The sequence below is a fragment of the Trichocoleus sp. FACHB-40 genome (genome assembly GCF_014695915.1).
GTDB lineage: Bacteria > Cyanobacteriota > Cyanobacteriia > Cyanobacteriales > FACHB-T130 > Funiculus > Funiculus sociatus.
Map to the genome: position 1 here is coordinate 1 of NZ_JACJPF010000104.1, position 21,874 is coordinate 21,874.

The 21,874-nt window shown below is 46.5% G+C and carries 35 protein-coding genes; 16 read left to right on the forward strand and 19 right to left on the reverse strand.

Annotated elements, in window-relative coordinates; translation table 11 throughout:
• Positions 1-339: M23 family metallopeptidase (locus tag H6F63_RS25280; RefSeq protein ID WP_190640082.1), on the forward strand; the 339-nt coding region annotated here is incomplete at its 5' end.
• A gap of 224 nt (positions 340-563) precedes the next feature.
• On the opposite strand, the gene H6F63_RS25285 is transcribed toward H6F63_RS25280, so the two are convergent.
• Positions 564-806 (reverse strand): hypothetical protein, encoded by a 243-nt coding sequence (locus H6F63_RS25285; RefSeq protein ID WP_190640083.1) that lies wholly within the window; start codon positions 804-806, stop codon positions 564-566.
• Between the two features lie 63 nt (positions 807-869).
• Positions 870-1,469 (reverse strand): hypothetical protein, encoded by a 600-nt coding sequence (locus H6F63_RS25290; RefSeq protein ID WP_190640084.1) that lies wholly within the window; start codon positions 1,467-1,469, stop codon positions 870-872.
• Between the two features lie 261 nt (positions 1,470-1,730).
• On the opposite strand from H6F63_RS25290, the gene H6F63_RS25295 reads away from it, so the two are divergent.
• The 6 genes from H6F63_RS25295 (at position 1,731) to H6F63_RS25320 (ending at position 4,510) form a co-directional block, all read left to right on the forward strand.
• Positions 1,731-2,201, forward strand: coding sequence for a hypothetical protein (locus H6F63_RS25295; RefSeq protein WP_190640085.1), 471 nt, complete (start codon positions 1,731-1,733; stop codon positions 2,199-2,201).
• A gap of 103 nt (positions 2,202-2,304) precedes the next feature.
• Complete coding sequence (locus tag H6F63_RS25300) at positions 2,305-2,538, forward strand: hypothetical protein (protein ID WP_190640086.1); 234 nt, start codon at positions 2,305-2,307, stop codon at positions 2,536-2,538.
• 53 nt (positions 2,539-2,591) lie between these two features.
• On the forward strand, positions 2,592-3,422 hold the full coding sequence (locus H6F63_RS25305; RefSeq protein ID WP_190640087.1) for an ATP-binding protein: 831 nt from the start codon (positions 2,592-2,594) through the stop codon (positions 3,420-3,422).
• An 83-nt stretch (positions 3,423-3,505) separates the two neighbouring features.
• Entirely contained in the window at positions 3,506-3,823 is a 318-nt protein-coding gene (locus tag H6F63_RS25310) for a hypothetical protein (RefSeq protein WP_190640088.1), read from the forward strand.
• A 13-nt stretch (positions 3,824-3,836) separates the two neighbouring features.
• Positions 3,837-4,274 carry an AAA family ATPase gene (locus tag H6F63_RS25315; RefSeq protein WP_190640089.1) on the forward strand — a complete coding sequence of 146 codons (438 nt, stop codon included), beginning with the start codon at positions 3,837-3,839 and terminating at the stop codon, positions 4,272-4,274.
• A gap of 32 nt (positions 4,275-4,306) precedes the next feature.
• Positions 4,307-4,510 carry a hypothetical protein gene (locus H6F63_RS25320; protein WP_190640090.1) on the forward strand — a complete coding sequence of 68 codons (204 nt, stop codon included), beginning with the start codon at positions 4,307-4,309 and terminating at the stop codon, positions 4,508-4,510.
• Positions 4,511-4,547: 37 nt separating this feature from the next.
• On the opposite strand, the gene H6F63_RS25325 is transcribed toward H6F63_RS25320, so the two are convergent.
• The 6 genes from H6F63_RS25325 to H6F63_RS25350 all read right to left on the reverse strand — a co-directional run bounded on the left by H6F63_RS25325 (position 4,548) and on the right by H6F63_RS25350 (position 8,415).
• Positions 4,548-5,147, reverse strand: coding sequence for a hypothetical protein (locus tag H6F63_RS25325; RefSeq protein ID WP_190640091.1), 600 nt, complete (start codon positions 5,145-5,147; stop codon positions 4,548-4,550).
• Between the two features lie 83 nt (positions 5,148-5,230).
• Entirely contained in the window at positions 5,231-5,758 is a 528-nt protein-coding gene (locus tag H6F63_RS25330) for a hypothetical protein (RefSeq protein ID WP_190640092.1), read from the reverse strand.
• Positions 5,755-6,369 (reverse strand): hypothetical protein, encoded by a 615-nt coding sequence (locus H6F63_RS25335; protein ID WP_190640093.1) that lies wholly within the window; start codon positions 6,367-6,369, stop codon positions 5,755-5,757. Before H6F63_RS25335 ends, H6F63_RS25330 begins: the two co-directional genes overlap by 4 nt.
• Positions 6,362-7,219 carry a DNA (cytosine-5-)-methyltransferase gene (gene dcm / locus H6F63_RS25340; RefSeq protein ID WP_190640094.1) on the reverse strand — a complete coding sequence of 286 codons (858 nt, stop codon included), beginning with the start codon at positions 7,217-7,219 and terminating at the stop codon, positions 6,362-6,364. The genes H6F63_RS25335 and dcm overlap by 8 nt, the downstream gene beginning before the upstream one ends.
• Before the next feature lie 147 nt (positions 7,220-7,366).
• Positions 7,367-7,555 carry a hypothetical protein gene (locus H6F63_RS25345; protein WP_190640095.1) on the reverse strand — a complete coding sequence of 63 codons (189 nt, stop codon included), beginning with the start codon at positions 7,553-7,555 and terminating at the stop codon, positions 7,367-7,369.
• On the reverse strand, positions 7,552-8,415 hold the full coding sequence (locus H6F63_RS25350; protein ID WP_190640096.1) for a hypothetical protein: 864 nt from the start codon (positions 8,413-8,415) through the stop codon (positions 7,552-7,554). Before H6F63_RS25350 ends, H6F63_RS25345 begins: the two co-directional genes overlap by 4 nt.
• Before the next feature lie 107 nt (positions 8,416-8,522).
• On the opposite strand from H6F63_RS25350, the gene H6F63_RS25355 reads away from it, so the two are divergent.
• Positions 8,523-8,855, forward strand: a complete 333-nt coding sequence (locus H6F63_RS25355; RefSeq protein ID WP_190640097.1) for a helix-turn-helix transcriptional regulator — start codon at positions 8,523-8,525, stop codon at positions 8,853-8,855.
• Between the two features lie 21 nt (positions 8,856-8,876).
• Complete coding sequence (locus H6F63_RS25360; protein ID WP_190640098.1) at positions 8,877-9,176, forward strand: hypothetical protein; 300 nt, start codon at positions 8,877-8,879, stop codon at positions 9,174-9,176.
• A gap of 23 nt (positions 9,177-9,199) precedes the next feature.
• Here the strand turns inward: H6F63_RS25360 and H6F63_RS25365 are convergent, their stop codons facing one another.
• From H6F63_RS25365 to H6F63_RS25390, 6 genes are all read right to left on the reverse strand, one after another.
• Positions 9,200-9,697 (reverse strand): hypothetical protein, encoded by a 498-nt coding sequence (locus tag H6F63_RS25365; protein WP_190640099.1) that lies wholly within the window; start codon positions 9,695-9,697, stop codon positions 9,200-9,202.
• Entirely contained in the window at positions 9,687-10,901 is a 1,215-nt protein-coding gene (locus tag H6F63_RS25370; protein WP_190640100.1) for a hypothetical protein, read from the reverse strand. Before H6F63_RS25370 ends, H6F63_RS25365 begins: the two co-directional genes overlap by 11 nt.
• 175 nt (positions 10,902-11,076) lie before the next feature.
• On the reverse strand, positions 11,077-11,532 hold the full coding sequence (locus tag H6F63_RS25375) for a hypothetical protein (protein WP_190640101.1): 456 nt from the start codon (positions 11,530-11,532) through the stop codon (positions 11,077-11,079).
• On the reverse strand, positions 11,516-11,686 hold the full coding sequence (locus H6F63_RS25380; RefSeq protein ID WP_190417180.1) for a hypothetical protein: 171 nt from the start codon (positions 11,684-11,686) through the stop codon (positions 11,516-11,518). Before H6F63_RS25380 ends, H6F63_RS25375 begins: the two co-directional genes overlap by 17 nt.
• A 132-nt stretch (positions 11,687-11,818) precedes the next feature.
• Positions 11,819-12,451: a hypothetical protein gene (locus H6F63_RS25385; RefSeq protein ID WP_190417178.1), complete on the reverse strand. Its 633-nt coding sequence runs from the start codon at positions 12,449-12,451 to the stop codon at positions 11,819-11,821.
• An 83-nt stretch (positions 12,452-12,534) separates the two neighbouring features.
• Positions 12,535-12,834, reverse strand: a complete 300-nt coding sequence (locus H6F63_RS25390) for a hypothetical protein (RefSeq protein WP_190417176.1) — start codon at positions 12,832-12,834, stop codon at positions 12,535-12,537.
• 97 nt (positions 12,835-12,931) lie between these two features.
• Here H6F63_RS25390 and H6F63_RS25395 point away from each other — a divergent pair, with 97 nt between their 5' ends.
• Positions 12,932-13,168 (forward strand): hypothetical protein, encoded by a 237-nt coding sequence (locus H6F63_RS25395; RefSeq protein WP_190417175.1) that lies wholly within the window; start codon positions 12,932-12,934, stop codon positions 13,166-13,168.
• 234 nt (positions 13,169-13,402) lie between these two features.
• Positions 13,403-13,585, forward strand: coding sequence for a hypothetical protein (locus H6F63_RS25400; protein WP_190417174.1), 183 nt, complete (start codon positions 13,403-13,405; stop codon positions 13,583-13,585).
• Between the two features lie 107 nt (positions 13,586-13,692).
• On the opposite strand, the gene H6F63_RS25405 is transcribed toward H6F63_RS25400, so the two are convergent.
• Together H6F63_RS25405 and H6F63_RS25410 are read right to left on the reverse strand one after the other, a co-directional pair.
• A complete protein-coding gene (locus H6F63_RS25405) occupies positions 13,693-14,196 on the reverse strand; it encodes a thermonuclease family protein (protein WP_190417173.1) in 504 nt (167 codons plus the stop codon).
• Positions 14,197-14,282: 86 nt separating this feature from the next.
• Positions 14,283-14,477: a hypothetical protein gene (locus H6F63_RS25410; RefSeq protein ID WP_190640102.1), complete on the reverse strand. Its 195-nt coding sequence runs from the start codon at positions 14,475-14,477 to the stop codon at positions 14,283-14,285.
• 112 nt (positions 14,478-14,589) lie between these two features.
• Here H6F63_RS25410 and H6F63_RS25415 point away from each other — a divergent pair, with 112 nt between their 5' ends.
• Positions 14,590-15,510: a GIY-YIG nuclease family protein gene (locus tag H6F63_RS25415; RefSeq protein ID WP_190640103.1), complete on the forward strand. Its 921-nt coding sequence runs from the start codon at positions 14,590-14,592 to the stop codon at positions 15,508-15,510.
• 54 nt (positions 15,511-15,564) lie between these two features.
• Here the strand turns inward: H6F63_RS25415 and H6F63_RS25420 are convergent, their stop codons facing one another.
• Positions 15,565-16,128: a GIY-YIG nuclease family protein gene (locus H6F63_RS25420; protein WP_190640104.1), complete on the reverse strand. Its 564-nt coding sequence runs from the start codon at positions 16,126-16,128 to the stop codon at positions 15,565-15,567.
• 127 nt (positions 16,129-16,255) lie between these two features.
• Between H6F63_RS25420 and H6F63_RS25425 the strand changes: the two genes are divergently transcribed.
• Together H6F63_RS25425 and H6F63_RS25430 are read left to right on the forward strand one after the other, a co-directional pair.
• The gene (locus tag H6F63_RS25425; RefSeq protein ID WP_190640105.1) at positions 16,256-16,606 is read left to right on the forward strand and encodes a hypothetical protein; all 351 of its coding nucleotides are present in this window, start codon (positions 16,256-16,258) and stop codon (positions 16,604-16,606) included.
• Positions 16,607-16,630: 24 nt separating this feature from the next.
• Entirely contained in the window at positions 16,631-17,050 is a 420-nt protein-coding gene (locus H6F63_RS25430) for a nuclease A inhibitor family protein (protein WP_190640106.1), read from the forward strand.
• Between the two features lie 4 nt (positions 17,051-17,054).
• On the opposite strand, the gene H6F63_RS25435 is transcribed toward H6F63_RS25430, so the two are convergent.
• A complete protein-coding gene (locus H6F63_RS25435; protein ID WP_199298275.1) occupies positions 17,055-17,933 on the reverse strand; it encodes a DNA/RNA non-specific endonuclease in 879 nt (292 codons plus the stop codon).
• 142 nt (positions 17,934-18,075) lie between these two features.
• Here H6F63_RS25435 and H6F63_RS25440 point away from each other — a divergent pair, with 142 nt between their 5' ends.
• Entirely contained in the window at positions 18,076-19,014 is a 939-nt protein-coding gene (locus H6F63_RS25440; protein ID WP_190640107.1) for a tyrosine-type recombinase/integrase, read from the forward strand.
• A 27-nt stretch (positions 19,015-19,041) separates the two neighbouring features.
• A complete protein-coding gene (locus H6F63_RS25445) occupies positions 19,042-20,082 on the forward strand; it encodes a competence protein CoiA family protein (RefSeq protein WP_190640108.1) in 1,041 nt (346 codons plus the stop codon).
• Between the two features lie 218 nt (positions 20,083-20,300).
• Here the strand turns inward: H6F63_RS25445 and H6F63_RS25450 are convergent, their stop codons facing one another.
• Positions 20,301-21,830: an N-6 DNA methylase gene (locus tag H6F63_RS25450; RefSeq protein ID WP_190640109.1), complete on the reverse strand. Its 1,530-nt coding sequence runs from the start codon at positions 21,828-21,830 to the stop codon at positions 20,301-20,303.
• Positions 21,831-21,874 lie beyond the last annotated feature (44 nt).

Genomic DNA, 21,874 nt, shown 5'->3' on the forward strand with positions numbered 1-21,874 from the left:
TCTGGATATGGTCGCCGGTGGGGACGGATGCACAAGGGTATCGATATCGCTGCACCCATTGGAACACCTATTTTTGCAGCAGCTTCTGGAGTCGTGGTATATGCCCGCTGGAACTCTGGTGGGTACGGAAACCTGGTGGACATCCAGCACCCAGACGGCAGCTTAACCAGATATGGGCATAATTCAAAACTGCTTGTAGTGGAAGGGCAGCGAGTGGAGCAAGGCGAAGCGATCGCATTAATGGGAAGCACCGGGCGCAGTACCGGGCCACATTTGCACTTTGAAATCCGAACAATGCAGGGGAAAGTTACAGTCAATCCCATTGCACTTCTGCGTTAAATAACTAAAAAAAGACTTCTCGCTTACCCAAGAAATAAGAAAGAAGGCCTCTCGCTTCCCCAAGGTAGCCAGTGAGGGAGCGAGCCTGCCCTAAGCCCTTAGCCCGCCACGCAGACACCCACGGAGAAAAAGAAACTGCTGCGGAAACGCGGCGGTCACTTCTCCCGTGGGGCCTGCGTGTCGCCCGGCTTCGCTCCCTCACTGGCTCAAAAATCAATTAGCCATTAGCCATTAGCCATTAGCCATTCGTCGTCTGTTGGTGTTGGTTCTGCTGCGTTTGGGGCTTCTGCCTTGCGGTCTGCTGCGGCTGGGTTCCGGGTGCCTCCTGGGGGGGTGCCTCCGGCGGCAGTCGTTTGTGTGTGTTTTTTTTCCGGCCGGGTTCTCTCGCTGGTTGCTTGGGCTGTGGTGTGCGTCGGCTGTGTTCCGCTCTGTGCCTGGGCTTGAGGTTGTCTTTTGCGTGTCCCCATGCTATACTAGGGTTGTTGAGTTGGGTTGTGCTTGTGCTTCCTTCTTCTGTTCTGTCAGTCGTTTCAGGTGCTGCTGTGGTTGGGTTTTCGGGTTCTCGGTCGGTGGTTCCGGGGGTGTTCCCGGCGGTGGTGGCTGCCGTTGCTCCTGGTGCCTCGGTGTTGGTCGGTTGCGCTCGTGGTGTTGATGCTGCGGCGCGTTCTGCGTTTCCTGGTGCGCGGGTGTTCTCCGTGTCCTCGTTCGGTTCCGGTCGGGGCGCGTTTGCTGCTCGGTCTGTGGCCTTTGTCCGGGCGCTGTCTGCTGCTGGCGGTGTGCTGGTGTCGTTTCCGTCGTCCGCCTGTCCGGTCGGGTTGGTTCCGTCTGCTTCTTCCTCCCGGTGCTTCTGTGGCGCTGGCTCTGGCTCTTGGGCTTCGCTGGCGTTCGCGGTTGGCCTGGGTGTTCCCTGCGTGGTGTTCGCTCCGTTCGGTGTTCCGGCTGGGTGGGGCTTCTCTTCCTGCGGTGGGGGCTGGTTCTCGTTCGTTCCGGTTCCTGCCCCCGTCCAGTTGTCGCTCTTTTAGTCTTGTTTCGGTTTTCGCCCCCGGCTCTGCTTGGGGGCTTTCTCTTGAACAGTGGCGATCGGCACGTTCAGCTTCTCCGCAATTGCCTGCCTCACAAGTTCTTGCCAATTATCTTGGCTTTGCAGTTTTTCCAGCAGCGAGGGCTGGATGCGTACAGAAAGCTTTGCAGAGCAAGGCTCAGCCCTATCAGTAGTAAACTGATACTCCTTTAAATCTGGGTTCCCGCCAATTCGTGCCATACTCCCTCCACATTCACCCATACTCTAGCACGTCCCCACGCTATTAGCTATAAGATATTCCTATCTAAAATACCTTGTAATAGCGTGTCCCCATGCTATTATATAGATGTAGAGCTTAATCACCCGACCAATGGTTAACAGACTTCGCCTCATCTATTCCAAAGCTGCAATTGCAAGAATTTTCAATGTTGCTTTAAGCAGAGTGAAAGTAGTTCAAGTGTGGTGGCGCGTTTGCTTCGTAATAATTGAAGGTCAGCGCCCTAGATTTGTTAGTTGCCAAGCTTTTTTAAATAACTTTGTAGATTGGCGAAAACAACAAGCTAGAGAGCTTTTAACTAACAGAGTTAAAGACAATTTTTTTAGAGTAGTAAATCCCAAGAAAGCTACAGCGTATAGCCTTTACGCTTATCAAGACAGCATTGATTGCTCTTGTGAAGACTATTCAAACCAAATCAAATTCATTGGTAAAGGTTGCTGTAAACACGGCTACGCAGTTCTTCATCATTTAGGGTTTGACCGACTTAAAGATTATATAGAACATCACCAATGGGTCAGCAACGAACATAGCAATGAATATTTAGAAGACCCAGCATATTTCTAAAAACGTGACCTGAGCAAGTCCCTAAACTGCTCAAACTAAAAGCGATCGCCTACCCGACCAAGAGCAGCGATCGCTATTTACCCCACGCATGAGGCAATTCATTATGACATTCGACATTGACCAACTTCAATCTGAGATTAGCTTACAACGCGACTTAGCAGACCAGGACGCATACATTGACGGCTACACAGATGCTCGATTATTACAGTCTCCCCAGAGCAATCGGCTTGCTTATATGGATGGCTACCGGGCAGCTAAGGCAGAAATGCAGCGCCAATATTGCTCCTGCTGCACCAGTGATTTAGCAATTCTTGATTCTGAATATTACGAGTTTTAATTCCCCAGAACCAACTAGCGCCCTCGGCATTGTACCGGGGGCATAACCAGACCATGTTCAAGAAAGCTACCAAACAATCAATCAAAATCCGCCTTGCTATCAGTGGAGCCAGCGGCAGCGGCAAAACTTACTCAGCTCTGGCGATCGCCTCCCATCTTGGCTCATCAATCGCAGTCATCGACACCGAGCGCGGCTCAGCTTCGAGATATGCTGACCTCTTCGACTTTGATGTATGTGAACTCAACAGCCACCACCCAGCAAAATACATTGAGGCAATTCAATCCGCCGAGGCCGCAGGTTATCAAACTATCATCATTGATTCTCTATCTCATGCCTGGTTTGCAGAATTAGAATTGGCTGGGAAGGGTTTTGACGGCTGGAAGAATGTTCGCCCACTAGAGCGAAAGCTAATTGATGCAATGATCGGCAGCTCAAGCCACATCATCGCCACCATGCGATCCAAAACTGAATACTTAATGGAGGAGTACCAGGCCAAGGACGGTAAGACTAAGACTGCACCCAAGAAAATCGGCACTGCACCGATCCAGTCCAGCGGCATTGAGTACGAGTTTGATGTAGCAGGAGAGATGGACTACAACCACTTATTGACTATCAGCAAGAGCCGCTGTTCAGAACTCTCAGATAGAACCTTTCTCAACCCAGGCAAAGAGGTAGCGGAGATTCTTAAGAATTGGATTGCTGTACCTTTAGCACCTTGGGCTAACTGGAAATCTCAAGAAGATGCTCTTGTTTGGGCAGGGCAAGAATTACCTGATTTATCACTTGAAGATTTACAAGCAGAGTGGGAAACTTTGCAACCTCTAAATGGCAAAAAAGCACCTGCATGGGTTGAACGAGTTAATCAATTAAAACATCCTTTTTAACTCTTCTCAATTCCCCAGAACTAAAGCCCCTTGACTGGGGCTTCTCGCCATAAAATATCCCTAATAGGGAACTAAACAGAGCTATGGAAAAAGCAACTGCCGAGCGATTGACTGAGTTAGCACCCAAACTGGGCAAGTTTTTAGACCTACATCCAGATGAACAAGAATGGTTGTTACCACTGCTAGGCAAAGCAGAGCGTAGAGCAGTTCTAATCCTTGAGGAGATTAACAACCACCCCCTAACCTTTAAGGAGATAGGGGCGTTAACGGACACGCACCCAACCACTGTCAAGCAGATATTAACCGCTCTAAGCAACGGGGGATTAAATTTTAGAGTCAGCAAAACGGGGAGATGGTCTACCCCGGTTGGGGGACGAAACCGAAAGCTAATCAAGTTGTAAAAGCGAGGATAAAATGCTTAAAACTTTGTACCTAATTCGAGGCATTAGCGGGAGCGGTAAAAGTTCTTTAGCGAGTGCTATCACCGAGTATGCGATCGCATCTGATGATATGCCCGGACTTTACCAAGACGGCAATTATAAGGTAGAGCTACAAGGGGAATCACATCAATGGTGCTTTAACAATGTCGAAGCATGGATGCAGCAGGACAAAGACAAAGTTGCAGTTGCTAATACTTTTGTTAAACAAAAATACTTTCAGGCTTACTTAGACCTGGCTGCAAAGTACAGCTATGCAATTCAAATCATCCACTGTGAGGGCGTTCTGCTTCCCAGCGGCAATCAGACATCCTCAATTCACAATCTCCCAGAGGAAGTGTTGCAACGCCAGCGAGACAATTGGGAACCGTGGCAATTAAATCCTTCAACACAACTACAAGCAGATAAATTATGAAAGCTTGCCCAAAATGCAATGGATCGGGTCAAATGCACATTGCAGCAGTGCCAGGAGTACATCAAAGTTACGACATGGAATGCCCAATCTGTGACGGCACCGGACGGCTACCAGACGCTGAGCGATTTCCTAATAGCTGCCCAGCGTGCGGGGAGCCAATTATGGCCCATGAGAAATGGTGCAAAGTTCACAGAGAAGCTGAAAATCTTAACCGCCATTCCCCAGAACTGAATTAATTAAAAGTAAAGCCCCTTGACCGGGGCTTTTTAATAACTATTCAACAATTTTAGAAACGCGCCAAGCAGTCTGGCCACCAATCTTTTTAAATTTAGGCTTGCCCTCTTCATTCTTGAGTGGAATTTTAGAAAAGGCAAAAGAGCCACGAACAAAAGTGCGATCGCTCCCCTTAACGCTGGGCTTCACTCCTATTAGTGCCTTCACCTCAGATGATGTCAGAAGCCACCCAGCAGCGGCGGCTCTCTCCAGTTCCTTGAGATATGCCAAGGGTTCAATAGGTTTAGCAGTGACACTCCTCACCAGTTGAGATAACTCTGAAACAGTCAGGGTTATCTCAGTGTCACCGGTGGTGCGTTCAATCTCTCGTGATTCTGCCTCTATCACTGCCATCTGTCCCCCTGGTGCCTCCGCCCCCAGCACCCCTGGAAAATCTGAAAGCTTAGCACTAGGGTTTGCCTTCTTCCACTCATTCAAGTCGTCAAGCGCTTGCAGCTGAGCCTCAGTGATGAAACTTTGCCGCCCCTTCTTAAACGGAACAATCCCAAGAAGCTTATAGCGATTAATGACTGATTGGTACTCACCCAGCCCGTAACGCTCCTGAAGCCGGGAAACTGGGAATCCTTCATCCTGTGTCATAGGTCTATTAGGTCTATTAGATGCAATAGGTCTATTACATCTAATAGACCTATTGGATGGGTCTAGTCAACTACTCTGAGTCACTATTCATAAGACTTGCCGCAGTTAGGGCAGTCCATCATTAAAAACGCTACTGGAACCTTACACCAACCACAAAAACCTTCAGCAAAGATTGCTGCTCGTTCAGCCTTAGCCCTTTCCTCTTGCCTAAAACGTTCGCCTTCCCTTCTTAACCTTTCCTCTCTAGCCTTCTCAATAGCCCTTTGCCAAGGCTTATCTAATTCATCTGGGTTAACAGATAACAAAACAACTTTCTCTAAAAAATCGATCTTAATTTCCCAATCTTTACCTAGTGTCCAACCCCTCCATTTTTTATAATGCCGATAAGCAGATTCTGAATATCTAATAATGGGATGCCCACCCCAGTTGATAAATTGAATTTGCCAATTCTCCCAAAGTTCTCGGCGGTGAATTCGCCTCTCAGGTCGATAAACAGTGCAGCTAGGAAGCTTTGTGTATAAATAATCAGCTTCCTCACACTTGTACCAAGATTGATTAAGATACTCACAAAGGTCACGCCACATTCTTAAGTCTTCGTAAGTTAAGCTCATTGTCCCCAGAACCAACTAACAATGATTTCAGCAGGATGTCCCAGTGCGATCGCTTCCCGTACTTCCTCCAGCTTCCCCAATGGAATCACTTTGCTGTAAACCTTTCCCCTACCTCCCAACTGATAGCGGTAAAGGTTGTATTCATAACTTTTTAATTCCCCAGAACTGAGCTTCTTATGCTTTATCTGTAGCTCAATTCTGCCTGATGGATTAGCCTGCCCTTTATCACATCGCTTCCTAGGCAGTTCTGGGGAATTAATTTTAGGCTGCGGTGTCAGTTCTGGGGAATTAACTTTAGGCTGCGGTGTCAGTTCTGGGGAATTAACTTTAGGCTGCTCCTGGTCTTCCCAAATTCTCCAGAGTTGTTCTGGCGGAATCAATACATCACTGGCGGCCCCATCCCAGCGGACAAGAATTAAAGGTAGCTTGCCTCCAAGAAGTTCCTGCCACTGAACCCCGCGCACAGTTCCAAACTGCTGCAAGCCTCCCTTCCACTGAATGCGATCGCCCACTCTCCAGACATCATCTGGATCAAGTGGCTCATCTCCCCATTCCCGCTCGTTCCAGGGAATTGTAGTGAACCATCCACAAGTCCCACAGCCATCAGCCAAATCTAGCAGGGGTTGCTGACAACTGGGACAACTCGGACAAGTACAAAATTCGGCGGAGGGCGACGGCGGCGACTCTTGGATCGAGAAGATTTCCAGCTGCCGTTCTCTGGCTTCTAATAAGTCCGTTGCCGCTTGGCACTCCGAGGGGTCGAGCCAATTCTGCGGGAGACTGTACCAATCGCTTAGGATAACCGGGTTTAATACCTCGCCGTCGTTGAGCAGCCCTTTCGATTTCAAAAAACTCTCTAGCCTGGTCTGACCAGGTGGCCGCCCTTTCCCATTGGATGACAGTGCGCCCGGAGACTCCAACCAAAAGTAGTCGCTCTCTAAGGAAGGGGGCGGCAAAGTGTCCTGAGCTGATAATAAGCTTCTCCCACCTATAGCCGATTTGCTCAATGGCTCCAGTGAGAATTTTAAAGTAAGAGCCGCTTGACCATCCGAATTTAAAAGGGCAGCTAAGTAATCCGGGGACGTTTTCGATTGCAAAGAATCTGGGCTGAACTGCGGCGATCGCTTTGACGACGGCAGGGAGACAATCTCGCTCATCGTCGGCTCCTTTGCGCTTTCCTTGGACTGAGAACGGCTGACAAGGTGGCGAGGCTGTGATGATGTCAGCGTCAATGATGCAGCTGAATTTGTCTCCTCCCCAGTCGTGGCGCTGAATATCTCCAATAATTGGCCGCCTGGGGTATCGCTTGCTGAGGATGTCGCGGCAGTAAAAGTCTGTTTCACACAGTCCAATGAGGTCAAAGCCGAGTTGCAGCCCTGCGAGGGCGAAGCCTGCACCGACCCCGGAGCAGAGGTCAAGCTGTGTGAGTTGGGTTCTCTCCATTTTGTTAGCCCAGTCCATTTTTCAAAATCTCTATCAGCTGTTACCTCTGTCCCTTGAAAACTTTTTTGTGAAACACGGGTAACAGTAACTTTCACCCAGCGCCGCGAGGATGGGTGCCACCCCTCGACTCTCGCGCCAACCTTTAAGTCTTTTAATTCCCCAGAACTACTCATGTTCAACCCTCCACTGCTCAGAGTTGCGCTCAATTTCCTCGTCTACATAGAAGGGATTTAAAGCCGTCCCAGAACCACTGCACCAATCACACTCATGAAGAAAACCGTTACTGTCCTGAACAAGCCCCAATCCATCGCACATGAGGCAAGATTCATATTGATTTGGCGAAAAGAAAATCATTGCTCCTCCTTGAGCAACTGCTCATCAATGCCATACTGGGCAGCTAGTTTTAATCCCATCGGCGGCGAGAGTTTGTAATACTGGCGGCAAATTTCCAACGGTGTTGCAGCAGTTTTAATATCTGCGTCCGATTCAGGCTTCAATCCTTCCTTACAAGCCTTTACAAAAGCGGCTGCTGGCTTGTCTGCCCAAGTCTGCTGCTTTGTATATGCGATCGCATCCTCAATTGTTGCGGCAGAGAATTTTTTGATGGCCCAGCTCACATCGTCTGGGTTGATCCGGAGTTCTCTAAGCTGCCTGAGAAATTCCTCTTGCTCTCTCTCAGTCGCACCTTCTACTTCTTCCTGTAAGTGAGAAGTATTTGTAAGTATCTGAGAAGTATATGAAGGGGTGCCGGAACCTTTGCAGTCAGAGGGTTCTGGCTCTCGCTCGTCTACATTTGTAGACAAAGTTTCTACATTTGTAGACAAAGTTTCTACATTTGTAGACAAAGTTTCTACATTTGTAGACAAAGTTTCTACATTTGTAGACAAAGTTTCTACATTTGTAGAAACTTCTTGCCCTGACTGGATTTCAACCACATTTGAGGCTGGAATCCATAAATCCAAGCCAGCAACCGCCTCCCAGTTCAACCGTCCCTTAACTTTGAGTTTGGAGATGGCTTTATAAAATGCAGCCCGGCTGATTCCCATTTCCTTGCAGAAAACATCAATGTCGCAGACTCTTAACTTCTGCCCAGGCTTCCTGTAAATTCCTACTGTGTAGTAGACAAGCCCAGTAGCCGTGATAATGCCGTCTCTGTAGTCTTGTTTCGCCTTTTCAAGCGAAAGGCGATAGTGCTGAGTCTCCTTGGGTTTCATAAGCACCCCAAGCCGATATATGGCATAATGTCGTTAAGTAAATGGATCAAAAAAGTTAAGCAACTACTGAATTATACTGTGATTAATTAAGTAGTTGCTGAATCACTATGGTAAACTTTTCTGAAGCTCTCGATAAAGCTCTTGAACGATACGGAATCAGCGCCAAGTGGCTATCCGAGCAATCTGGCGTGAGCCAACAGATGATTTCACAGTTCAGAAACGGAAAACAGCGGATATATAGCGATAGCTTGGAAAAGCTCCTTGCTGCACTTCCTAGCGAGGTTAAAGAATATTTTTTTGGGCTAATGAGTAGCGGAAATCTAGAAGCTACAATCGCATCAATGACAGATTCAGAAGTTTCTGATTTGTTAATCCTATTGGCGAAACGGTTTAATAAAGCCCCTAAAGAAGCTAGAGACACTAACCTGGTAAGTGTATGAGGAGCAATCAGGGGCTGGTGAGTGGAAATAGCAACCATATACAAGGTAGCGGCAATCAAGCTCGAAGAAGTTAAACCGCTTGTCGAGAAGCTTTCACCCCAAGAGAAAGCTGAGTTAGTCAAGGAATTGATTGGGAATGACTCAGGGCTACAAATTGTGCTAGGCGGTAGCAACTGCACTTCAGCAGAAATAGCAACCCAGATTCAAACAGCTAGTAGCGTTGATATTTCTGTCTTGTTGGAAGCTGTTGCATATCGTGTGCGACAGAAGGGCGAGAACCAAAACGATCTCCCAACCCAAAGCAACGGAGTTAGCTCATAGCGATCGCATCCAGTTCTGGGGAATTAAATAGCTACTAATAAGTAGGCTGTCAGGAAAGATACTGCAACAGCACAAATTGCCATCGTTAGGGATACTCTTAGTTCTGGGGAATTGAAGTTTAAACCCACTTCATTTATAAAAATCACATTCACACCCATAACCTGGAAGTCCTCAGCAACCTTCCGGGCTGCTTCATAGTCGTAGGGGTCGCTTGGTGCAAGCCCAACCACAACACGGCGCTTAGGGATTATCCACAGTAGTTTTGGCCCATAGTGGTTGTACAACTCAGTCTGTGCCACAGCGTGGAAAATATTGTCGCGGGTCAAATATCGCTTCACCTCATAGTTGCAGAGCCACGTTGCCAAATCGATGCGTCTGGTGGCTGTCGGTGTCTTTATCCTTACTTCGTCCGGCGCTGCCAGCAGTCCAAATCGTCGCAGCCGCTTCTGAATCAATAACTGCAAATCCCTCTCGCACCAGCCATCAGGAAGATAGCGATCGCAAAATTCCTCAGTCTGCATCTGTTCCTCTCCTGTTCCAAGTTCTAGGGGTTATCCCGGCATCCTTGAGAATGGTGTGCAGCCGAGAACGGGCGGACTGGAAGCTCTCGCCCTCACCAGACTTGTATCCCCACACTCTCAAAATGATGCTCTTCTGGTTCTTAATGGGTGGGTCGTGGTAGATCCACAAGAAACCGACCCAATCGCGTTCTATCTGCCTTATGGCACCGTAGGGGGGAAGCTTCGCAGAAGGTTCTACGAATCTTTCCAGGCGTTCGTCGAACTCTGTAGAAACTTCCTGAAGCTTTTGAGGTGCAATAGGTTCGGCTAAAGCTTCGCTCTTGACTAGCCGAAGGTTCGGGGGAGCTTCGCCAGGGTGTCTATCGAAGGGCGCAATTGCTGGAAGTCGAACCATCTCCTGCGGTTTGAGCCAAACTTGAACCGCGCCGCGCAGGGTTACAAACTTGGGAGCTTCTGCCAAATCCATTTCAATGTGGAGATGGTTGGCCCATTTCTCAATAGCTTTCTGTCCGCCGTCTGTAGGTTTGAGCCGGACAACTACAAAGCCCTGCTCATCGACCGCTGCCCCCTTAAACTCGCAGACTACCCGCTTGCGGAGCAACAGTTCCATACAGCGACGGGCGATGACAACCTCAAAGCTGCTACCCTCTGGCAGCGCTGGGGCTTCGTATTGAGCGAGGAGCGATCGCAGTTCATCCAGCTCTGAATCCAATAGCTCAATCTTTGATTCATACTGCTGGATGATTTCAGCCTGTTCTTTGAGGAAACTTTGCTTATCCTGCTCTAACTCTTCATTAGCGGCAGCAATGTTTTCCTCAAGTTTCTGCTGCTCTGCCTCAGTTAATTTCTCTATTTCCTGCTGTTGTTCCAGTAGTTCAGCCTCTCGTTGCTGCCACTGTTCCTGATATTCAGCAGTCAGTTTTTCTAGCTTCTGCTGATGCTCTTGCTGATGCTCTTGTTGATTAAGTTCTAAATCCGTTTCAGCATCAGTAATTTGTTTTAATAAAAGTTCTATTCTTTCAGTTAAATTAGCTTGCTGATTATCAAGCTCTTGAAACTTTTTCAAAGAATTGTCTTGAATACAAAAACCGACTCCAAATAAAGCCCCTGCTACCTGAAAGGCTACTGGCTTATTAGTGACACCAGACAAGATGGTGCAAGTAATACAGCCACTAGCAGCAAGATATAGCAGGGGATTATTCATGATTCAAAGCGTTTAATTAGCTTAAGAACTGCATACCAAACTACAAAAACACTCGCTAAAACAACTAGGAATATTAATGCAGCTTGAGAATTTCTTGACCAAAGGAAGAGGAAAGACCTAATTAATAAAGAAGCGCTACAGAACCCTGTAGCGCCGACAACTAAAAGGTAAAGCTTCATGCTTTCTGTTTGACTTTATCCTTGGTTGATTCCGTAGAAGCAAACTCTACAGCCTGCCCAACACCTCCAGCAAGAATCTTCTGTTGAGCCTTCTGAAGATATTGAGAGTCACCAGTCACAGCGTAAGCCTTGACAGCAAGACCTTTAACAATCCGGTGCTTGTTAAGGATTCCAGTAGCCTGAGCCTCTTTGAGGTTATCTTCAGCGATCGCTAGATGTTCTTTGTCAGTTTGGAGCTTAGTTTCTTCAGTTTTTAGCTTCACTTGTTGACGGTCGCGTTTAACTTCCTGAGTATCTGCCCATAGCTTAGTCCGCTCAGTTTTAGCTTTCTCCCCTCTCAAAATATGTCCGCGTTGTTGCCGTTTCTCAGCCTCTAAGCTGAATTTAAAAGTCAGCTCATCTGGCAGTTCAGCAGACTGCTTATCTTTGGGTTTATTACTTGTTGTTGCCATTATCAATCTCCTTTTTAACTCGTTCAGCAACCTTATCGAAATCCTTTTCAGATTCAATTACTACTGGCTCAATGCCAAGGCTACGCCAATAATCAACAGACATTAAATCTTCTGATTTAGCATCATCGGATTCGTTCGATTTCCTCTTTGTCATTAGGAACCCCTTTGAAAACTTGCTCAGCCCAACTATTCACCCAGCTACCAATCAAAGAAAAAACTATTATTTTGGCGATGATGACAGCCGAAACAATTAGGGCTACTACTATCTGATGAGCAGATGCCCACTTTAAGAGGCGCGGCGAGAGCGTGATCGCGGGTCTATGTTCTTTCCCACGTTTTGCACTGCACCAGTAATGTTTTCACTGATGCGCTCGTTCATTCGCTTAACGATTGGAACCGAAAGCGCGTCACCAAGAACTGTGCCAACTTGCTCTAAATACTCAGCCTGGATATCTAAGAAAGTGCCAAGTGAATCTATTTTTTCAAGGCTCAGTTCATGAGCCTCAACAACTTCAGACTCAACAACTTCAGCCGGAACAGTAGCTAAAGGAGCATCAACCCGCTTCTCTGGGAATCGGTTGTACTGCTGCCAGATACGTTGCTGATATTCTTTGATTCCAATCCGGTTGTCATTAGGAATCATTAGCGGCTTCTGGCTGTCATCCCGAAGAATAATGCCGTCTGCTGAGCGCAGAGGGACTTTGGGGCTGATGGCAGCCTGAAGGTTAAAAAATTCCTCTTTAGCCCAAGCAGTAAATCTTTCCCCATCCTTTAAATCAGCTGTGCGCCACCAAAAAGTCTCCTCAAGCTTAGGCAGCCAGTTCTGGCTGAGGTTGCGATCGCTCGTTCCGAGTTCACGGGCGAGGTCAAGAGCGGTGTATGTAAGCGTTGGTTGAGATGCAGTTTGTGTTTTCGGCATAAATCTGCGGTTCATTCATAAACTTGAACCCATTAAAAAACCCGCCTGCCAGCGGGTCAAGTTTTTTTTGTACTTTGTACAAACTATTTTTTCTTCATCTCTCGATATATCTGCCGCAGCTCTTGAAAATCTGGCGGCTCGATCTGCTCCATCTGCCAAACGAAGTGAGCAATCGAAAACCTAAGCCTATGAGCCTCTGTGGGGCTGCGGCGAGTCTCCGATTCCATGAACCAACGATTGCAAACATGAATTGAGCATCTAGCGACCCTAGCCAGTTGCTCTCTTGATAATTCAGGGTATAGAGCCAGGAAATCGTCCAGCTCCATGAGGTTTTCGTAAAAACTATGTAACGCCTTCCAGTCTCGCTTGTTAGGGTTACGCATTGCAATAAACTTTTGTACTATTGGTTTGTACACTGTACAAAGTGTACAACAAAGGCTATCCGTAGGGAAAACTAAACACAGATACCTAAGCCAAACTATGAACACCCAACGACCACCACAACGAGAGTTAATAATTGACTGCCTGTCTAACCGTCTCTGGGAAACTAGCCCGGAAATCATCGCCCAGGTGCTGCGGCAGCTGCCAGATGATGCACTCAACAATCTTGCTAGAGCAACCGTACAAACAATTGAACCTCTCCAAGTACCAGCAATTTCTGAAAATCTGCTCTACCCCCTAGAAACACCTCAAATTTTTGAGGTGCGATCGCTATGAGTTCTGGGGAGTTGAAACTAAGCAAGCGAGATGAACTACTGCTAATCCTGAATGCACTGGTCACGCTAGATGATCGGCTACCCGGCAGCAGGAATCGAATAAATTTCAGCGGCTCCCTACTCAGTAGTGATCACACAGCTTATCTAGATGAACAGTGTGAGTACATATTTGAGTGGTCTGACGCTCAATTAATAGAATTTGCTTACTTGAAGTTACAAAAACTGAAAAAGCACTATGAACAAGCCTGACTTTCAATCTATGAGCGACCTAGAGCTATTGGCTCACCTCGCGTACCGATACCCAGAAGCCAACGAGGAAGGCAAAAAGTTAATAGAGAATGCAGTTAACCCAAAGCTCTTTAAGCTAATAACCCACCCTGATGTTCAAAGAGCTGTAGTAGAGGCGCGATCGCTATGAATGGCAGTTCTGGGCATAAAGGTAGCGAAGCTGTAACGAAGTGCCACGTAACGCCTAAAATCATCTTTTGCAGAAGAAGCGGGGGCGGATTTGGCGCTAGAAGAGAGCTAATTATTCCTCTGCTGTCCTCTTCTAAAATCCCACGGCATAACAGCTTTGGATTGATTCCAAAATCCTAGTTTCTTCTGCTTGGCTTGAGCCTCAGCCCGAAGGTACTGATTTTGAGTAGCAGCGCAACCGCTTAAGTAATGTCGGTAGACAACTGCCTGCCCCTCCTGAACCATCCGCAGATTGACAGACTGATTCCCTAGGAACAACTCAGCGACCGTGCGCCCGTAGCGGTCGCGCTCAATCTCTCTGACAAGCACGGCTTTACCAGGAGGGAGAAGTTGTTTGAGTTTCGCCGCTGATTGCTGACCCCAAGGGCGTTGTCCTGTTTCGGGGGCATCAATGCAGCCCATCCGAATCGTGATAACTTTCCCCTGGCTGTTGACTCGGAGCGTATCGCCATCGCCAATACTAACCACTGTGGCTGTGGTTTTTGCAATGCCTGGGTTTCCGGATAAAAGGAGAGCTAGGGCTGCGGTAACTGCAATTGCGGTTTTATTCACTACTTACAAGTTCGTAATTTAGGACAATCCTAGTATTCCCGGAAGGTAAAGCCGAGATACGCGCTGTCCGAGGACACGATGTAAAGTTATATAACAATCATTGCTTCTGCGAACGTTCGACCACAACGCCAGTAGGAAACAGTTACTACACAACAGTAGGGCGACTGGTGCCGATTACCACGGTAATGCTGGAAGTTCCGGGCGTGGTCAGACAACAGTTGTAGTGGTGGTTTGGTAGAAGCAAGCAGAGCGATCGCTATCATGCTTCGGTGAGATGGCACTTGAGGCAAACAGAACGAAGATATTAATAACTGAAAATAATTAAAGCAGGGGTGCAACTCATTGGGTTGCAGCTCATTTTTTTGCGATTGAATTGATAAAATCAAGATACAAATGTGGCTTAAATACGGCGTTGATATCAAAGATAATGTATTGGTTTCTATTGAAGACGTTAGTAGCGGTAAAACTAATCTCAGATGTCTTTACTGCGGTAGTAGATTAACTGCTAAGAAGGGCAAAGTCAACCAACATCATTTCGCTCACACTGAAGAAACTTGCCGCCCGGTAGCTACCAAGCAAGTTCCTTATTTACCTTTATACGATGCCTTCAATATTCAACTGTCAGGCAAAGAATTAGAGGAATTGAAGGTATTTTGGAAAGAATACGGCAGACATGGTTATTCTATTCCTACCGTACCTTTTAAATTCGTACTTTCTAAACTATTGGTGTGGAATAATGACTATCAATCTCAAGGGCATGAGTTTACCGACTTAGGTAAAATCCCAGTCTGTGCCTTGCCATTAGAACTATTTAATCAGGTTCAGGAACCTCTAATCTTAGATAAGCTTGATTTCTTAGAACAAGCAGCGACCCGTGCTAAATTAACAAACTCTTCATCGCTACCAGAACGATTAGCAGATTTAAAAATGTACTGCGCCCAAATCCAGCGGATACTTCAATTTAGTTTGTACTTTCTGGAGATTAAAGCCGATGGGAAACTGCTACACAAAATTGGTGTGACTCGTCGCTCAATCGATGAACGAGTTCTGGAAGTACAACGTGATTTAAAATTACATTACAAAGATGTGTTTATCAATGTACTAGGTACTTGGTTGCACCGAGGTAATGTAGAGCGTTACTTTAAGTATCGTTATCAGGAATTTAATTATCCAATTGGCAAACTAACCGAATATTTCAGATTTGATGATATCAATTCAGTTTTAAAAGACTTGAATCAGATGGCTCCCAAAATACTCACCCAGGCAGAAATTGATATTCTTCAAGACAAACTGCCCAAGGTGAAAATTCAGTAGTTGCAGGAAGCGATCGCCCTCAATCCTAGAGGATTAAACAGAGAGCGATCGCACCTATCCAAACGGTTGCCCCCACCGCTTCCAATTTTCTTTGTTGAAAGGCGATTGCCACTTCAAAATTAGTTGTTTCTCCAAAGCCTGCCGCGATTGTGTTGCTGATGGCGCATCCCACCAGAAACTGATACAAATGGCAACATCTAGTTGGTACTGGCGATGCAAGCTAATGTACTGATTGATGTACCGTTTTGCGTCATGGGTACCGCGCCAGCGCTGGTTACTGTGAACCGTTTCGCCAACATATAAAATTAACTTCGGTGTTGTATCTACAACAAAATAAATACACGGTTCACCCAAATCTTGCCCAGGTCGCTCAAAAAACGAGAGGGTATCAAGTCTTAATGTCAGTGGGTCAATCTGTTCCGGGTCACAGTGCTGCGGTGCTAGGTCGAATAATGCAACCTGCTGTACTGGCTGATTTTCTCTGGCGCGTTGTTGGTGGGCAGCGATTTGAGTTTTCCACCTCACCAGGGCATCAGCACTCATCAGCGGCACATCCGGTCTACGCTTGCGGGAAGTGAGCTGAGCCGAGTTGAATAGGTCAAGCTGATTTGGTTCCAATCGAGTTTCTTGAATGTATCAAACAAATGATAAATCCCCGCTTAACTAAAAGCGTGTTGATGAAGGGTGCGATCGCCCTCACTTCTAGGAGTTCTAGGGGAAACTTGAATAAACTGCTGTTAGTACCATGTCAAAGATTCCAGAGTGCGATCGCTGCCTCCTTTACTCACACGATCCTCATTTAGTCTGTGCCGTTCATCCTGGTGGGGTAGATAGCGATCACTGTCTCGACTTTCGAGAAGACCCCAACGCTGAACCAGAAGAACTGTGGGAGCCGGACGGAGCAAGCTACTACAATGGCGAACTGATTTTGCAACCTAAGCAAAGGCGGACACCACTAGAACAGTTGGCGCTGCTGGACTATCACCCGATGTTTACGGGGCGCTGTCCTAGTTGCGAGATGCCGTTTGATATGAAGAATACGCCCCCGGTGCATTGGGATTGCCCCCACTGTGAGTGGGTAGATGATAGTGTGTGAAGTGCGATCGCACTTGGCAATTCAATGAACAATTCAGAACTTATCGACCAACTTAAATCAGCATCCGAAGGCTTGCTATTTATGAGTGAGTCCGACTATCCATTTGAGGTTTTTTTGTGGGAGTCGTCAGATAAAACATCTCTTACAAGAGAGAATCTCACAACACAAAAGGTTCTGGAACTAACAGGACATCCTCAAGATACACCTGTTGAAGTTGTAACAGTTGATTATTTCTTTAGGGTGGCAACGACTGAGCAGGATTGGTATGGAGAAGAAGAACTCGCCACGCTCAAAAAGTACCAGAAGTTGGTAGAAACACTCAATAATAATCTCAGTAACCTAAAGGTCTACCGGATTGGTGAAATCGAAATTGATGTCTATATTATTGGTCAAACTTCAACGGGAGACTATGCCGCTCTCTCGACTAAGGTTGTAGAAACATAGTTATTTAATAATTGTCAATACGGCTCTCAATTACTCTTTGGATAGCTGAATTGACATTAGAAATAAAATCGTAACCAGTTAACTTTTCTAAAGAGTCAACACTGACTTTATAAGTTTTCCAATCATTATCTAAGGCATCTTGATTTGGGATATTTACCGCGATGACACGAGTATCGGTGGTAATACTTGAAAGCCCAGCACCGGGACGATTTAGCACGACAATAATCTTCCAAGTTGATGCTGGAATTGTGACTTTACCCTTGAGTGGCTGCTTTTGACTGCCAGCAGTTCCTGCAATGATATAAAGTTCCTTCCCTTCACTCACCAGTTCCCGGCTATAGTCCTCTAAATTGCCCCAGGTATTCCGGTTGTTATCTGGTGTTTGGGGCATCATATTCGTCATTAAGAAAGTGGCAGAATTATCCTCTAGCGTTTTGGTGCGATCAGCTGAAGGTACGATATGCCCCCTGTCATACCCAGAGCCAGAGTAAAAAGTAGGCGTTACTCGTTCCCAACCAGGAGGGAGTGTTGGGTCAGGGCGAAAGTTATCCTGTCGGTCAGCACTACCAAGCCAAGATTTATTGAGTTGCCAACTAGCCCAGTTTGCAGTTCCCTTGCTTCGGTTATAGGACAGCGCATATTGAGGCTTCACCATCAGGTAGTTATCGGGAGTAGCGACGCTTTCTGTCGCACCGCTGAGATTTCCTAGCATCAAGTGAACGCTCTTTAAGGCAGAACTAGGTGTACTAACTTTGGGTGTGGGCTGCTGTACTGGTGTTTGTGGTGGCTGAGTGGCTGGACATCCAACCAATCCAAGCAAGACCAATGCGATCGCTAACACCCGAACGCCACGATGAGCGAATAGATTTTTGAGAGTTTTCAACGGATTAGCACTTCCCTTGCAACAAACGTGTCTCTGAGTTCTAAGGGATAGTATAAGATTGCGATCGCTTCCCTTTCTTTAGTTCGCTTCGGGTAACGAAGGTGAGAAAATAGCTTTTTAGAAGCGTACTTTTGATAAGTAAATGAGTCGCCTAGCCGCTACAACCCTGGTGCTGACAATACCGCTGCCACTAACTCAGCATCCGGCTGCGGTGTATTTGGATGGACTGGCGGATGGTTCCAGACCGACAATGAGACAGGCATTGGATGCGATCGCTCAACTCCTGACTAACAATCAGTGCGATGCTATGACACTGAATTGGGCAGCACTGCGTTATCAAAATACCGCTGCCATCCGCACGGCACTGATGAAACGATATGCCCCAGCGACGGCGAATAAGATGCTGTGTGCGTTGCGGCGAGTGCTTAAAGAAGCGCTTAGACTGGATTTGATGGATGCAACCGATTATGCAAAAGCTGTGGATTTTCCGAGCATTCCGGTAAAAAAGGGACTCAGAGGACGTGCGCTTTCGCAAGATGAGATTGCGGCGCTCTTTAAGGTGTGTATGGATGACCCGGCTGCCACGGGTGCCAGAGATGCAGCGTTAATTGCCATTCTGCGCGGCGCTGGATTGCGTCGGGCTGAAGCAGTCAATCTGGATCTAAAGGACTTTAATGCCAGCAGCTCTAAGCTGGAAGTGCGCGATGGGAAGGGCGGGAAAGACCGGACGGTGTATCTGCCGAATGTAGCGATCGCTCTGGTGGAAGATTGGCTTGTCGTCAGAGGCTTGTCACCGGGGCCGCTGCTGTGTCCCATCCGAAAAGGCGGACGGGTGGAACTGCGGCGGATGACTCCCCAGGCTGTGTTATTGATTGTACAGAAACGCGCTACTGAGGCTGGGGTAGCGGCGTTCTCGCCCCACGATTTTAGAAGGACGTTCTGCTCGGATTTGCTAGATGCTGGCACTGATATTGTCACGGTGCAGAAACTCGCAGGACACGCTTCGCCCGTGACGACGGCGAAGTATGACCGACGCGGGGAAGAAACAAAGCGTAAAGCTGTGGAGCGGCTAAGGTTTTAGAACTTAAAAACGGCAGCAGTTGTGAAGATGGAATCAAAAAACTCTATCCAATATAAATATGCTCTAAATTCAGAAAATAAGACGGTTTGTATAGAAGACTTAGAACGCACGCCAGACTTAAGAAATCAAGTATTCACTTGTATTTCTTGTGATAATATCCTAATTCCTAAATTAGGAAAAGTTAGACAAAAACATTTCGCTCATAAGTATACCTATAATTGTTCGGAAGAAACTTATTTACACAAACTTGCCAAAAATCTATTTTTTCAAGAGTACCAAAAATGTCTAAATCGGCGAATCCCCTTTTATCTAGGCTCAAAAGTCAGCCGAGTTTGTAATGCCAATGAAGCATTTTTTGGAATTACCTGCCAACTAGAAAGTGTTAGCCGATTTGTTGACTTAACAAAAATATATACTAATGTGTTACTCGAAACTAGAGAAGGGGAGTTCATTCCAGACATTTTATTAAGTAATGACTCTGGAAGTGAAAAGTTATTTATTGAAATAGCAGTGACTCATTTCCTCACTGAGAAAAAAGCAAATTCCTCTTTTAATATTGTTGAAATACAAATTAAGAGCGAGTCAGATATAGACTTTATATATCAACATTTGATTAGACAAAACGACCCAAGAGTCAAACGCATTAACTTTCCGGGAAAAATTGAAATAAAAAATCACTGCAATCACCAAAATTGTCCAAATAAAATTAGTGTGTTTATTGTTTTCAAAAGTCAAAGAAGCATTATAATAAGAGAAAGTCTTAATGATATTTATTTCCAACTGCAAAGTCAAAAGGATTCAATAGTTTATTATGAAATTTTAGAGCCTTTAAAAAGTTACTATAACTCATCCGCCCAGTACAAGCAAAGAGTTATTAATGCTCATAATATAGGAATAAAAATTAAAAACTGTTTTCTCTGCCGATATCATGGAGAAAATTTTTTTAGTAATAAACCCTCTATATTTTGCAAATTTTTAAAGATTAAGTGTAGCTCAAATCATGCCTCTGAATGTAATTATTACAAACCCGATCCAAAATGCTTTCCTAAAATACCTGAGATTCTTTGAGATTCTTGAAGATAAGCTTTTCTACTCATTCTAAATCTGGGCGGAAACTTTTCTCCTAGAACTACCGAAACGAGCGATCGCCCTTTCTACATTCCTAGACAACAGTTGACCCGGCTCTACCAAAAATCCCGAATCCTACTGCGATCGCTATGAGTTCTGGGGAATTATCTTAGCGATCGCTTTCACTTTCAAGTTTCTTTTAGATTGGCGTTTATCTTTTACTTCTCCCACTTCCTCAGCACAGCCAGCGATGATGCAACCTCAATCCCTTTCAACTCAATGAAGTCCAGTAGTTCTCTCGGTGTTCGGGTGTCTTCTACAGCCTTGACGTTCGGGTTAACAGCTTTGAGGTCGTAGTTTTTCGCCTCAATTTCATCGCGGGTGACTGTCCAGCTGCGATCGCTATCTGCCCTCTGAGGTAGCAGTTCCAAAAACTCCTTAAAATGAGCCAGCGTTAGCGGGGTTTTCTTGCCTACTTTGATATCAGATAGGTCATAGTACCAAATCTTCTCGGTAGACTTGCCCCTGGTGAAGAACAGGATATTAGCTTTAACACCCCCACCTGCTGCCACAAACGTTCCTGCTGGTAGGCTGACAATACACCACAGGTCACAATCATCCAGTAGCTTGCGCTTGGTCTGGACAAAGGCGGTTTCATTGGTGCGGAACAACACGCCTTCATCTAGGACGATGCCACATCGTCCCCCCGGTTTCAGGCTGTTGATGACGTGCTGGAGGAAGAGTACCTGAGTCGCACTGGTTTTGTAGGCAAACTGCGCCTGAACTTCCTTGTGTTCTTTGCCGCCGAAGGGAGGATTGGTGAGAATCACGTCAAACAGCGCGGGCGCTCCTTGGAACAAATCGGCATAGTTAGCCCCGCCAGTGAGGGTGTTACCGTGCCACAGATTAGGCTGGTCAACGCCGTGTAGTCCGAGGTTGGCGAGAGCAATAGGATAAATGAGGTTTTCCTTTTCCCGTCCATAGAAGGTGCGGAGTTTCAGAGTTTCTAGCTGTTCGCCCGTAATCTCATCGCCCAACGCAGCTCTCATGTACTCGTAAGCTTGAGCTAAGAAGCCACCTGTACCGCAAGCGGGGTCATAAATTTTTTCATTGATTTGGGGATTAATCGCCTGTATCATCGCCCGGACAACCTCGCGAGGAGTAAAAAACTGTCCGCCGTCGTTATTCTTCTCTCCCATCTTGAGTAGCAGTCCCTCATAGACTTGGGAGATGGGAAAGATGTGAGTCGGGTCGATTTGGGTGATTTCGTGGACTTTATCTAGAACGTTGAGCAGGTTAAATTCGGTGTCCAGGCGTACCCGTTCCACACCGGACAAGACTTCGCTAATAATCTTCTGTCTGGGGGTGGCGTTAGGTCGATTCTTTAGATTTTTGAGGTGGGGAATCAGGTCATTATTGACAAAGGGAAGAAACCCGCCAAACTCACCGAACTGGAGTTCTAAGCGCTTCGTGCCTGCTGGGGATGCCCAATCTTGCCAGCGGTAAGGCGACTCTAAGGAGGGCTGTAAGTTTTCACCCACTGCCTCGGCTTCTTCTACCTCTCGTTGTTCCCGCTCGTCGAGAATTCGCAAAAATAGAATCCAGGTGAGTTCTGGAACGTACTGTAATGCTCCGGCACAGTTCGAGCGACGCATGATGTCGCAGATGCTTTTTATGTAGCTATTCAGGCTTTGTTGGGTGATAAAACTTTTGCCGTTGCCGTTACTTTTTTTTCGAGATGTTGCCATTGAATTATTAAGACTCGTCAGAGCTTGCTTTTTAAAACGGTTTT